At 70.7% G+C, this 12,788-nt stretch carries 8 protein-coding genes; all 8 read left to right on the top strand.

Features of this window, described 5'->3' with window-relative positions; translation table 11 throughout:
* Positions 1 to 98: 98 nt before the first annotated feature.
* Positions 99 to 3,056 carry a choice-of-anchor D domain-containing protein gene (locus HUW62_RS03635; protein WP_163865667.1) on the top strand — a complete coding sequence of 986 codons (2,958 nt, stop codon included), beginning with the start codon at positions 99 to 101 and terminating at the stop codon, positions 3,054 to 3,056.
* A 182-nt stretch (positions 3,057 to 3,238) separates the two neighbouring features.
* Positions 3,239 to 3,583 carry a hypothetical protein gene (locus HUW62_RS03630; RefSeq protein WP_217911100.1) on the top strand — a complete coding sequence of 115 codons (345 nt, stop codon included), beginning with the start codon at positions 3,239 to 3,241 and terminating at the stop codon, positions 3,581 to 3,583.
* A gap of 148 nt (positions 3,584 to 3,731) precedes the next feature.
* Positions 3,732 to 6,212, top strand: a complete 2,481-nt coding sequence (locus HUW62_RS03625) for a protein kinase (RefSeq protein WP_368670331.1) — start codon at positions 3,732 to 3,734, stop codon at positions 6,210 to 6,212.
* A gap of 3 nt (positions 6,213 to 6,215) precedes the next feature.
* On the top strand, positions 6,216 to 8,765 hold the full coding sequence (locus HUW62_RS03620; RefSeq protein WP_255203210.1) for a serine/threonine-protein kinase: 2,550 nt from the start codon (positions 6,216 to 6,218) through the stop codon (positions 8,763 to 8,765).
* Positions 8,766 to 9,073: 308 nt separating this feature from the next.
* Positions 9,074 to 9,598 (top strand): MerR family transcriptional regulator, encoded by a 525-nt coding sequence (locus HUW62_RS03615; protein ID WP_163865665.1) that lies wholly within the window; start codon positions 9,074 to 9,076, stop codon positions 9,596 to 9,598.
* A 55-nt stretch (positions 9,599 to 9,653) separates the two neighbouring features.
* Positions 9,654 to 10,148, top strand: a complete 495-nt coding sequence (locus HUW62_RS03610; protein ID WP_163865664.1) for a sigma factor-like helix-turn-helix DNA-binding protein — start codon at positions 9,654 to 9,656, stop codon at positions 10,146 to 10,148.
* A gap of 99 nt (positions 10,149 to 10,247) precedes the next feature.
* A complete protein-coding gene (gene purH / locus HUW62_RS03605; protein ID WP_176433560.1) occupies positions 10,248 to 11,792 on the top strand; it encodes a bifunctional phosphoribosylaminoimidazolecarboxamide formyltransferase/IMP cyclohydrolase in 1,545 nt (514 codons plus the stop codon).
* Positions 11,793 to 11,795: 3 nt separating this feature from the next.
* Positions 11,796 to 12,788: zinc-ribbon domain-containing protein (locus HUW62_RS03600; RefSeq protein ID WP_176433559.1), on the top strand; the 993-nt coding region annotated here is incomplete at its 3' end.

Raw genomic sequence — 12,788 nt, 5'->3', positions numbered from 1 at the left:
GGGTGGGTGCCTAGCTTGGCCAACTGATCCGCTCCAGTGCCTCGTTCGAGGCTTGCGGGGCGGAACCGGGCGATGGGCGTGGGGAAGGGGTGGAGGCCATGACGGGGCGCTGGGGCATTTGGGCCCTCGCGGTGTTGGGGCTGGTGGCTGCCGCGGGGTGTGCTGATCGTGAACGGTCGTCCCTCGCGGACGGTCGGCTGACGGCGACTCCGGGCGGGATGGACTTCGAGAAGGTCGCCCTCTTCGATGCGCGCGAGACGGAAATCTCGCTGCGCAACGTGGGCCGGGCCCCTGTCGATGTGAACGAGGTCTGGGTGGAGGGCCCGGAAGGGGCCTACCGGGCGGAGTTCACGCACGAGGGGCCACACAGCCTGGCGCCTGGCAGCGCGTGCGCCCTGCGCGTGCGCTTCGCGCCCATGAAGGCGGGCGGCCAGGATGCGTTCCTCGTCGTGCGCTCGGACACGCGCATCGAGCCGCTGATGCGCATCCCCCTGGCGGGCCTGGGCATCGACGCGTGGGCTCGGGTGTCGCCCCGCATGCTCGACTTCGGGCGGATTGAAGCGGACTCGACGAAGACGCTGGTGCTGACCTTGGAGAACCCCACGGAGCTGCCCGTGGAGGTGACGCCCCGCCTGGTCGGCGCGGACCGGGCGGAGTTCGTCGCGGGCCCCGTCGTCGTGGCCCCGGGCGGTAGCGCGGAGCTGCCCCTGACGTTCAACCCCGTGCGCGTGGGCCGCAAGCAGGTGGCGCTGGCGGTGACGCCGTGCCGGGGCTGCGCGGATGTGACGGTGCAGGTGGCCGCGGAGGCGCTGGAGCAGGCCGTCATCGCCGAGCCGCCCGTGCTGGACTTCGCGGCGGTGCCGGTGGACCGAGAGGCCTTCCGCGAGTCTCGCATCCACAACATCAGCACCGAGCCGATGACCGTCACGCGGCTCACGCTCGACGGGCTGGATGCCTCCTTCTCCCAGGCGAACGCGGGCTTCCCGCTGGTGCTCCAGCCCGGCGAGGTGCGCGGCTTCCAGTTCCGCTACAGCCCCGGCCACATGGGCCCCGCGGACGACATGGCCCGCTATCACGTGGTGAGCAAGCGGCACCCCACCACCGACGTGAAGCTCAGGGGCTTCGGCGGCGCGTCGGAGCTGTGCGTGTCGCCGATGACCTACGACTTCGGCACCCAGCCCCTGGGCTCGAAGACGCGCGTCATCGTCAACGTGAAGAACTGTGGCTCCTCCAACGCGGGGGCGCTCACGCTGGAGTCGCTGGCGTGGCAGCCGGACCCCTCGGGCGCGCTCCAGTTCAACAACACCCCGCTGGCCATGCCGCTCACGCTGCAGCCGGGGCAGGAGGTCAACATCTCCGTCTTCTACGAGCCCATGCGTCCGGGCGCGGCGACGGGCGTGCTGGTGCTGACGACGAACGCGTACTCGGCCGCCACGGTGGAGCTGGACTTCCAGGGCACCGCGCAGGAGCACGCGCCCTGCGACCTCACGGTGACGCCGCTCGCGCTGGACTTCGGCACGGTGCCTCCGGGCCGGGGCGCGGTGCTGGGCGTGAAGCTGGAGAACAAGGGCACGGACCTGTGCCCGGTGAAGAACATCCAACTTCGCGACAACGGCGGCGGCAGCTTCCGCATGCCGGGTGGGGACCTCTTCGGCGTCATCATCTACCCGGGGGACTGGTTCAGCTTCCAGGTGGCCTTCCAGGCGCCTCATGACGGCGGAGACTTCACGGGCATGCTCCAGGTGGAGCAGATGGACCCCGTCAATCCCGTCATCTTGGTGCCGCTCCTGGCCCACTCGCAGGCGACGTGTCTGATGGCGTCGCCCTGGTACGTGGACTGGGGCGTGGCGCGACGCGACTGTCCGCCCGAGCCGCGCGAGGTGAACTACCTCAACGCGTGCACCATGCCGGTGACGGTGTCCAACGTGTGGATTGGCCCGGGCACGACGGACGGCGAGTTCACCCTGGGCGGAGTGCCCGCGCCCATGCCCTTCACGCTGCAGCCCGGCGACGCCTTCACGGTGGACCTGGACTACGCCGCGCAGGTGTACGGCATGAACCTGTCGCCGCTCTACGTGAGCTCCAGTGATTTGCCCGCGCCGCTCTTGGTGCCGCTCATCGGCGAGTCCTCCAAGCGCACGGACAAGACGGACACCTTCACCCAGCAGGACGTGAGCAAGGTGGACGTCCTCTTCGTCGTGGACAACACGGCGTCCATGGTGGAGGAGCACCCGCGCCTGGTGTCCGCCATCCCCTCGTTCGTGGACGCGGCGCGCGCCAAGCAGGTGGACATGCACGTGGCCGTCACCACGACGGGAATCACCCAGGTGGCGGCGACGTGCCCCGGCGGCGCGCAGGGCGGCGAGGCGGGGCGCTTCTTCCCCGTGGACAACGCGCGGCCTCGCATCCTCACCAACGGCATGCCCAACCTGACGGCGCTGCTCCAGCAGAACGTGCAGGTGGGGCAGTGCGCCCAGGTGGAGCAGGGCTTCGAGGCGATGCGCCGCGCGCTGTCTCCGCCGCTGGTGAACAACGCGGATGATCCCCGCACGCCGGCGGCGCAGGACGGCAACCTGGGCTTCCTGCGTGACTCGGCGGCCCTGGTCGTCGTGTTCGTGGGCGACGAGGATGACCACTCGCCGGACGCGGTGGATACCTACGTGCAGTGGGCGCAGCAGCGCAAAGGGCAGAACCAGCCCCAGCGCGCGACGTTCTACGCCATTGCCCCCACGGCGACGGCGTGCGGAACGGCGGGCGGCACCGGCACGCGCTACGCGGAGGCGACGGCGCGCACCGGTGGCGAGGTGATGAACGTCTGCGCGGCCAACTACGGGCCGCTCCTGGCCGCGGTGGCCAACAAGGCCTTCTCCGCGCAGGACCGCTTCCCGCTCAGCGACGCTCCGGAGCCGGGGAGCGTGACGGTGACGGTGGACGGCGCCCCGGTGACGACGGGCTGGCGCTACGACGCCCCCACCAACAGCGTCATCTTCACCCACGTGCCCGCGCCAGGCGCCAAGGTGGCCATCTCCTACCGTCGCTCCTGCGACGCGGGCTGAAGCAGGGGAGCAGGCGCGTCGTGTGCGCCAGTCGAAGGGCCGGTCATCCGGCCCTCGACGTTCATGTCGGTCCCGGGTGCTACAGGTCTGGCTCCGCCTGTGCGGATGACCAGAAAATTGGAGGGCTCCTCACGGTGTGTACCCTGAGGTCGTACCCGCGCCCGCCGAGGAGGCACCCGGTGATGTCCCCAGACTCCGAAAACACGAAGACGACGAGCGTGGCTCGCTCTTCCCCGGCGCGCGCCCCGGGCCTGCGGGTGATTCAGGGCGAGGGCCGCCGACAGCAAGAGCCGCTCGCTTCCCGGGATGCCGTCGCCCGCGCGTTGATGGAGGCGGGAGCGGACATGCTCCTGCGGCGAATCACGCCGGCCCGAGCCCAGGAAATCGAGCGTAAGGTGGACCGGGTCCTGGACCTGTTCGACAGGGTGGATGCGGCCCCGGTGCTGATGCCGGTGCTCAAGCGCCACCTGGACGAACTGGAGGCGCTGATGCGGGAGTCGCGCGAGGTCCGCGCCGCCCGGCGGTAACCACGGAGGGGGGCACGGGTTCCGCCGTGTCTACAAGGGTTTGACCCCCCTGTCGTGTGCGCTTACGCTCGGGGCTTCGCCGCGCCCGGATTCCGGAAGGCCACGGGCCGTGGGTTTTCCCCCGTGGGTGGGGTGCGGTCGGGTCGCCGTGACCATTGAAACGTATGGCAGGTACCAGCTCCTGAAGCGACTCGCCATGGGCGGGATGGCGCAGTTGTATCTCGCGCGCCAGCCAGGTCCGGAGGGCTTCGAGAAGCTGGTGGTGGTGAAGCGAATCCTTCCGCACCTCGCGGAGAACGACGACTTCGTGAAGATGTTCCTGGATGAGGCGCGCATCGCCGCGCGGCTCAACCACGCCAACGTCGTGCAGATTTTCGACCTGGGCGCGCAGGACGACTCGTTCTTCATCGCCATGGAGTACATCCATGGCGAGGACATGCGGCGGGTGTGGAAGCAGTCGGAGGCCATGGGGCAGCCCATCCCCGTGCCGCTGGTGTGTCGCATCCTCATCGAGGCGTGCTCGGGCCTGGACTACGCGCACAAGCGCACGGACCCGACGACGGGCAAGCCGCTGGACATCGTCCACCGCGACGTGTCCCCGCAGAACATCCTCGTCACGTTCGAGGGCGGGGTGAAGGTGGTGGACTTCGGTATCGCCAAGGCGGCGGACCAGGCCACCGTCACGCGCTCGGGCGTGTTGAAGGGGAAGTATTCGTACATGTCGCCGGAGCAGGCGGCGGGGCAGCGCGTGGACCGGCGCTCGGACATCTTCGCCCTGGGCGTGGTGCTGTACGAGCTGCTCACCAGCACGCGCCTGTTCAAGCGCCCCAGCGACATCCAGACGCTGTCCGCGGTGGCGGAGTGCAAGGTGGTGCCGCCGTCGCAGGCGTCCCCGCGCGTGCCGCAGGACCTGGATGCCATCGTCCTCAAGGCGCTCTCGAAGGACCCGGCGGACCGCTACCAGGAGGCGGCCCACCTTCAGCTCGCGCTGGAGGACTGGCTGACGGAGCGGCGGCTGCCCTCGTCGACGGCCCACGTCGGCGCGTACATGAAGGAGATCTACGCGGAGCGGCTGGCGTCGGAGGCGCGCTCGGGAGAGCTGCTGACGGAGGACTCGGACCCTGTTTCGGGCTCCGGGCGCCAGGATGCGAGCTCGCGGCGGTCGGGGCTTCGGCCCGCGCTGCCGCGCTCCACCGGGGCGCAGGAGGGGGAGACGGCGGCGCTGCGGCCTCGCGGCACGGGCAAGACGGGCCGCATCGAACTGGAGTCCCCCAGCGGCCGGCTGACGGGCCAGCGCCGTCAGGTGGACCCGGCGCCGCCGGAGCGCTCCTCGCGCTCGGGACTGGGCGCGGTGCAGGCGCCGCCTCAGGTGGAGGAGGACGCGCCGACGATGGACGGCCGCGCCGCCTCACGGGCGACGCTGACGGACGTGAAGATCGCCACGGAGCCGAAGCCGGCCGAGGGACGGGCCGCCTCGCGCGTGGCGAACCCGCAAGCGCGGGAGCAGGAGTCGCACGGCCCGGAGGGGCGCGCCGTCACGCGGCCGATGCCCGCCGTCACGCACCACGTGGAAGAGGACGCGCCGACGCTGGCGATGCCGGAGATGGCGGGCCCCCTGCCGCGCCCGTCACGGCTGGCGTTGCCCCTGCCTCGGGGAGCCGAGGAACTGGAGGAGCAGGAGGAGGACGCGCCCACGTTGTCGCTGGGCATGTCGCGACCGGGCCGCAAGAAGGGCGCGGCCGGGCGTCAGGCGGAGGCGTCGCCCCCGGCTTCCCGACTGGGGTGGTGGATTCCCACGGTGGGGTTGGGCCTGGTGGTGCTGGTGCTGCTGTGGGGCTGGCTGAAGCCGGGGTCCGCCGTGCAGGCGCCGGCGCGGTTGGAGTCCGTGCCCGTCGGGGCGCGAGTCATGTTCGACGGGCAGGAGCTGGCGGATCGCACGCCGGTGACGCTGCCCGGGATGCCCGAGGGGCGCTATTCGCTGGTGTTGTCGCACGAGGGCTACCAGGAGCTGAGGACGGAGCTGGAGGTCCAGGCGACGGGGCCGGTGCCGCTGGGCGTGCTGCGGCTGGTGCCGGTGGCGCAGCAGGCTCCGGTGGAGAAGACGGCGCCGGTCCAGGTGCCCGTGGAGCCGGTGGCCGTGGCGAAGGTGCGGTTGCGCGTGGAGGCGCAGCCCGCGCAGGCCGTCGTCTTCGTGGATGGGCGGCAGCAGGGCGCGGCGCCGGTGATGCTGGAGGCCGAGCCGGGCGTGGCGCTGGCCGTCCGGGTGGAGGCCGCGAAGCACCAGTCGAGCGAGCGCACGGTGACGGTGGGCTCGGGGCCGGAGCAGGTGGAGCGCTTCACGCTGAATCCGGAGGCTCGGGTGGTGGCTCCCACGCCGCCGCCGTCGCGTCCTCCGAGGCCGGAGCCTCGCGCGGAGACTCGCACGGCGAAGGTCCGCTTCGCGGTGCGGCCCTGGGCGGAGGTGACGTGCGGAGGCAAGAAGCTGGGGGAGACGCCCTTCGAGGCGGTGGAGCTGCGCGTCGGGACCTATGACTGCAAATTCTTCAATCCCGACCTCAAGAAGACGCTCAGTCGACGTATCGAGGTGAAGGCCATCGACCTCAACGTGGTGAGCGTGAAGTTCGAATAGCGCATGTTCCCGAAGCCCATGACGCTCGTCGCCGGTGCGCAGATCGGCAAGTACGTCGTCCGCCGCAAGCTCGCGGAGGGCGGGATGGCGGAGATCTACCTGTGCACCGCGCGCGGGGTGGAGGGTTTCGAGAAGGAAGTCGTCATCAAGCGGGTGCGTGCCTTCCTCGCGAGCGACCCGGAGTTCGTGGAGATGTTCATCGCGGAGGCGCGGCTGGCCTCGCGGCTGAACCACGAGAACGTGGTGCAGATTTTCGACTTCGACAAGCACGAGAACACGTACTACCTGGCGATGGAGTACGTGCGTGGCTGCTCCTTGTGGGAGCTGCGGCGCAAGTCCAAGGAGCTGATGGACCCGGTGCCGCCGGTGCTGGTGGCGCACCTGGGCGCGGAGGTGGCCCGAGGGCTTCACTACGCGCACCGCCTGAAGGTGAACGGGCAGCCGCTGGACCTGGTGCACCGGGACGTCACGCCGCACAACGTGCTGCTGTCGTATGACGGCGCGGTGAAGCTGACGGACTTCGGCATCGCGAAGGCGGGCAAGAAGCTGACGCAGCCCGGGGTGCTCAAGGGCAAGTTCGCGTACATGGCCCCGGAGCAGGCGCGCGGAGAGGCGGTGGACGCGCGCACGGACCTCTTCGCCCTGGGCGTGGTGCTGTGGGAGATGCTGACGGGCGGGCGGTTGTTCGACGGGGACTCCGAAGTCGCGGTGCTGCGCGCGGTACAGTTCAGCGTCATTCCGCCGCCGGCCCGGCTCAATCCGGAGGTGCCCCCGGAGCTGGACGCGGTGGTGATGCGCGCGTTGGAGCGCGACCCCGCCGCGCGGTTCCAGACGGCGGGTGAGCTGGAGCGGGCGCTGGCCCAGTGCGTGCTGAAGCACGCGAAGTCGGTGGATGACACGGACCTGGGTGCCTTCATGCGGCGCCTGTTTCCCGGGAGCCTCACGCAGGCGATGCCCGCGGTGCAGGAGCGCACGCACGTCGTCGACGGGGCACCGGTCCCCGATGACGATGATGAAGAGGACCTGGTGCCTCCGCCGCGAAGGGACCCCACGGCGGTGATGCGGGCGGGGCGCGCGGGGATGGCGCCGCCGTCGTCACCGGATGAGGACGTGGATGCGTCCACCTTCGTGCTCCCGCGTCGGGGGGAGGACGTGGAGGCGCTGTCCGTGCCGCTGCCGCCCATGGCCACGCCGATGATGCCGTTGCCCGCGGTGGCTTCGTCCCCCGTGCCGCGCGCGAATGCGCCGCTGCCGCCGCTGGCCGCGCCCATGGCCTCCGTGCGGCCGAGCCGCCCGGAGGGGACGCCCGCGGTGGCTTCACCGGAGGAGAGGCCGCGTTCCGACATCACGCCCGCCGCGCCCACGAAGACGCCGAGCCGTTCGAGTGGCCTGGCGCCCGTGTCGAGGGAGGGCGCCGCCGGGGCTTCGCCTCGAGAGGCCGAGTCCGAGCGCTCGTCGATGCCAGGGGGGGATGCCGCGCGTAATGTCATCGAGGCGGAGGAGCGCGCTGCCGGGTTGGCTCGGTCCTCGATGTCTGAGGCGGATGCCTCGCATGGTGCCTCCGAAGTGGAAGGGCGCGCTGCCGGGTTGTCGCGGTCCTCGAGTCATGGGGAGGAGCCGGGGCAGGGGGCTGACGAACCGTCGCAGCGCGGCGCGGTGGTGGGCTCCTCGGCTCATTCAGAGGGAACGTCACCTGACGTGGAGGCGGTAGACGGCGCCAGGTCGATGCGGCTCACCGCCGCGTCGGAAGCTCCAGCCTCGACGCGCGGCTCCGAGGACCGTGACGCCGGGATGGCCTCCAATGTCCGCGATGCGAGCGCGCGGCCGCACGTGCCCGGCGCGCGAGAGGGCGGCCCTCAGTCACTCTCGGGCAGCGAGGTCCCCACCGTCACCGAGTCCTCGCCTGGACAGCCGAAGCGCTCGGGATGGCTCAGGCCGCGTCGCATGGTAGGCGCGACGATGGCCCTCGGATTCCTGCTCATCGTGGGCGCCGGGGTGATGAATGGGCTCCGCTCCGACCAGTCCGCGGAGACGCCGAGTCCCACCCACGCACCGCCGACCGTCGCATCGACGCCGACTGACGCTCCCGCCACCGCCCGGCCTTCGGCACCCGCCGCCGGCTCCGTCGGAAGTGTCGTGAAGGAGACGAAAGACACGGCGCCCGCTCAGCCCGAGCCGCGCCCTGTCTCCCCGGGCAGCACTCCCTCCGCCGCGAACCCCGAGCCGGAGCCCTCCGATTCGGACGCGGAGGTGGATGGGCTGAAGCGGGAGGCCGTCCTCGGCACGGCACCGAAGTCAGTCGACGCTCCATCGGACCTCGCGCCGCGAGCCGCCGCCGCGACAGGCCTGCTCCAGCTCCGGGCAACCCCGTACGCGACGGTGTTCCTGGACGGCCGCCGCCTGGGTGAAGTCTCGGGCCGCGCCTCGTACAAGCTGGCTCCGGGTACCTACAAGCTCCTCTTCCAGCATCCCTCGGGAGAGAAGCGCTACGACGTCACCATCACCGCCGGCGCCACGGTGACGCGCGAGTTCCGCCCGCCGCGCGGCCGCTGACCCCGCGCCACCTCGGCGCATCCCCCGTCTCACTGCTACTCCCGCGCTGACACCCGCGCGGCGCCCCCTGGGGCTCCGCCGTGCGCGCGGACCCGGGTTCCATCACACCCCGGGCACCACCACACGCCAGCGCTCCGGGTCTTCCTTCACCCCGTGGTGAGGCCGCGCCGTGCCGCCTGGCGCGTGGCGCGCGCGCCCGTTTTCGAAGCGTGAACCGGCCGACACCGCAACGGACCTGTAGCGGTCTTCCTTGACACCGAAGGCCCATTTCTGGCACTCAGTGTCCTCCTCTGAGTAGCTTATATTCAATGGAATCGATGGACCTGCTGGCTCCCGACGAGATTGCTCGGATTGAGCGCGAGAACGCGGGAGGACTCCCCGCGAGCGCCATTCTGGAAATCTTTCGTCCGCGGGGCGTGCGTCTGTCGGAGGCGACCTTCCGCAAGTACGTCCAGGCGGGGTTGCTACCGAGGAGTCGCCGGGTGGGGCGGAAGGGGAAGCACCAGGGGAGCCTGGGGCTCTACCCGGTGGAGGCAGTGCGCCGCATCAACGTCATCAAGAAGATGATGGCGGAGGGGCACACCCTCGAGGACATCAAGAAGTCCTTCGTGTTCCACAGCAATCACATCGACCAGGTGGAGCGGGACCTCGGCGGTCTATTCGACGGGCTGCGGGACGAGTTGGGAGAGCGGGCCTTCGGGGGGGAGCACCGACGTTCGCTCGAAGCACAGTTGGCAACGCTGCGGCAAAGAGCGCAGGATCTGGTCCGGGACGTGGCCCGGCTGGGCAGCGCAGTCACCGCACGCGAAGACGAAACGATGAGTTCGCAATAAGATGCCGGCCCTGGAGCCGGTGGACCCGGTTAGACTGGCCTCACGTGGAGGGGACATGTCGGAAGTGAAGCAAGTGGAGGAGGGCGGAGACCAGGCGCAAGAGGACCTGAGCCAGGAGCGCCGACGGTCCAAGACGATGTCGCGCAAGGAGATGGCGCGTGATTTGCGCCGTCGACGTCTCACGGGTCAGGTGGACCCGGAAGAGGCGGACCTGCTCAAGCAGATGGACGACACGCGTCCGCGCACCCGCGCCGACTGCGTCAACGGTCCTCGCCCGTGCATGTTCGTCTCCTGCAAGCACAACCTCTATCTGGATGTGAATCCGGAGACGGGGTCCATCAAGCTGAACTTCCCGGACAAGGAAATCTGGGAGCTCGAGCACACCTGCGCCCTGGACGTGGCGGAGAAGGGTGGAATCACGCTCGAGGAGGTGGGGGAGATCATGAACCTCACCCGCGAGCGCATCCGCCAGGTGGAGACGCGCGGGTTGATGAAGCTGCGCGAGGCCACCGAGGCCGAGCCGCCTGTTTCGGCCCGCAAGCCGATGTGACTGGCGGCTCGCCGCCGCCGACGGAGCGCCGACGTGTTGCGTTGACACCCCAGGGGGTGGTTGCTACTACCGCCGCTTCCCGCACACCGAGGCGCACACGTGCTGGCTCTCCTCAGCGTTTCCGATAAGCGAGGTCTGGTTCCCTTCGCCCAGGGGCTGGTTGGCCTGGGCTACCGCCTGCTGTCGACGGGTGGCACGCTGGAGGCGCTCAAGGGCGCTGGCATCGCCGCCACGCAGGTGTCCGAGCACACACACAGTCCGGAGATTCTCGGCGGCCGTGTGAAGACGCTCCACCCGCGCATCCATGGCGGCATCCTCGGTCGCCTGGAGCTGGAGGCGGACCGCGAGGAGATGAAGTCTCACGGCATCGAGCCCATCTCGCTGGTCGCCGTGAATCTCTATCCATTCCGCCAGACGGTGGCCTCGGGCGCGGAAGAGGCGGAGGTCATCGAGCAGATTGATATCGGCGGGCCGGCGATGGTGCGCGCCTCCGCGAAGAACTTCCGGCACGTGGCCGTCGTCGTGGACCCGGACGACTATCCCGCGGTGCTCGCGGAGCTGGAGCAGCACAAGGCGGTGGGCGAGACCACCCGGCGCAAGCTGATGCGCAAGGCGTTCGCGCACACGGCGGCCTATGACGCCTCCATCTCCGCGTGGCTGTCCGCCGAGGCGGGCGACCCCTTCCCCGGAGAGCTGTCGCTGTCGTTCCGCAAGGCGCAGGACCTGCGCTACGGGGAGAACCCGCACCAGCGCGGCGCCTTCTATCGCGAGCACTCGGCGCCCTCGGAGCCGACGGTGGGCTTCGCGCGGGTGCTCCAGGGCAAGGAGCTTTCGTACAACAACATCCTGGACCTGGATGCCGCGCTGGGCCTGGTGCTCGAGTTCCCCGAGCGTCCCGCCGCCGTCATCATCAAGCACAACACGCCGTGTGGCGTGGCGGTGGATGACGCGCTGGTGAAGGCGTACCGCACGGCGCGGGCGGTGGATGAGACGTCCGCGTTCGGGGGCATCGTCGCGTTCAACCGCGAGGTGGACGAGGCCACGGCCCAGGCCATGGCGGAGACGTTCCTGGAGGCGGTCATCGCGCCGTCGTATTCGCAGGCGGCGCTCCAGGTGCTCGCGGCGAAGAAGAACCTGCGGCTCCTGGAGGCGGGGGCGTCGCTGGCCTCGCCGACCGTCCGGCCGAGGGCCCAGCTCGATGGCCGGAGCGTGTCCGGAGGCCTGCTCCTGATGGACCGGGACGCGGTGGAGCCGGAGCTGAGCTGGAAGGTGGTGTCCAAACGAGCACCCACACCGGACGAGGAGCGGGCCCTCCGCTTCGCCTGGAAGGTGTGCAAGCACGTCAAGAGCAACGCCATCGTCTTCGCCTCTGGGAGCCAGCTGCTGGCCCAGGGCGGCGGACAGACGAATCGAGTGGATTCGGTCCGAATCGCGATGCAGCGCGGCGGGCAGGCCCTCCAGGGGGCCGCCGTGGCGTCGGATGCCTTCTTCCCCTTCCGGGACGGCCTGGACGAGGCGGCCCGGGCGGGTGCGACCTGTGTCATCCAGCCTGGCGGCTCTGTTCGGGATGCGGAGGTCATTTCGGCCGCCGACGAACATGGGATGGCCATGGTGGTGACCGGAGTGCGACACTTCCGGCACTGACTCATGCGCATCGTCTGCCAGAAATGCGCGGCCGCCTATGCCATCGATGATCGACTGATCACGGCAAAGGGTGTCCGCGCGCAATGTCCTCGTTGCCGGAACTTGCAGCTCGTCCGGCGCGATCCTTCGGCCGTGCCCTCTGGGGACGCTCCGGCCGCACCGCCGCGTCCCTCGGCGCCCACCCCCGCGTCGTCAGCGCCACCTCCGGCGGATGACCTGTTCGGCGACTTCGGCAATCCGCCCGCGGAACAACCTCCCGCCCCACAGGCCCGGCCCGCGAAAGCCGCGGCGCCGGAAGCGGACCTGTTCGCGGACTTCGGCGCGCTGCCGTCGCCGACTCCCGCCACGGCGCCCCCGGTGGATCCATTCGCGGAGCTGGGGCCGCCGCCAGGGCCTCCCTCGGCGGGAGGAGATCCGCTGCTCGACTTCCTCGGCCCCGCGCCCGCGGCGCCGCCCGCTCCCGTCGCGCGCATCTCCTCGGAGCCCGGCGCGGTGCCGGTCTCCGTGAAGCCTCCGACTCCGGCGGCTCCGCCGCGCACGGCTCCCGCGCCCGCACCGGCGCCCGCCGTGGTCGCCGCGCCCAAGCCCGCGACCATGGGCTGCCGCAACTGCGACAAGCCGCTGACGGATGCGTTCGACCAGGCGCTCGGCATCTGCGACGACTGTCGTCAGCGCGAGCCCGCGGGCGGACCCGCGCCCAAGGCGGAAGCCCCGGTTCCCGTCACCGCGCCCGGGAATGTGGACTTCCTGCCCCCGCTCTCGTCGCCGGATGAGGGTGGCGCGGACTTGCTGGAGCTGATGCCCCGGGATGGCTCGGGCCCGCGCGCCGCGCCGGGCGTGACTGGCGCGGCGCCTTCGCTGGGCACGGAGCCCCGGAGCAATCCCCGCGCGGCGGCGGGAGGGGCTCGAACCACCACGTCCTCCAGCCTCCGCTCCGGTTCCGCGGAGAAGCAGGGTGGGCGTGGTTCCCCGGGTGGAGGCCGCTGGGCCCTGGTG

This window comes from Myxococcus sp. AM011 (assembly GCF_013372595.1).
In the GTDB taxonomy this organism is placed as follows: domain Bacteria; phylum Myxococcota; class Myxococcia; order Myxococcales; family Myxococcaceae; genus Myxococcus; species Myxococcus eversor.
The sequence above is the reverse complement of the archived record's forward strand: the minus strand, read 5'-3'. Positions and strand labels throughout refer to the sequence as shown.

What these genes read in the sequence shown, in the direction of transcription:
- HUW62_RS03635 (WP_163865667.1), top strand. Translation starts at nt 99, where the DNA reads ATGACGGGGCGCTGGGGCATTTGGGCCCTCGCGGTGTTGGGGCTGGTG.
- HUW62_RS03630 (WP_217911100.1), top strand. Translation starts at nt 3,239, where the DNA reads ATGTCCCCAGACTCCGAAAACACGAAGACGACGAGCGTGGCTCGCTCT.
- HUW62_RS03620 (WP_255203210.1), top strand. Translation starts at nt 6,216, where the DNA reads ATGTTCCCGAAGCCCATGACGCTCGTCGCCGGTGCGCAGATCGGCAAG.
- HUW62_RS03615 (WP_163865665.1), top strand. Translation starts at nt 9,074, where the DNA reads ATGGAATCGATGGACCTGCTGGCTCCCGACGAGATTGCTCGGATTGAG.
- HUW62_RS03610 (WP_163865664.1), top strand. Translation starts at nt 9,654, where the DNA reads ATGTCGGAAGTGAAGCAAGTGGAGGAGGGCGGAGACCAGGCGCAAGAG.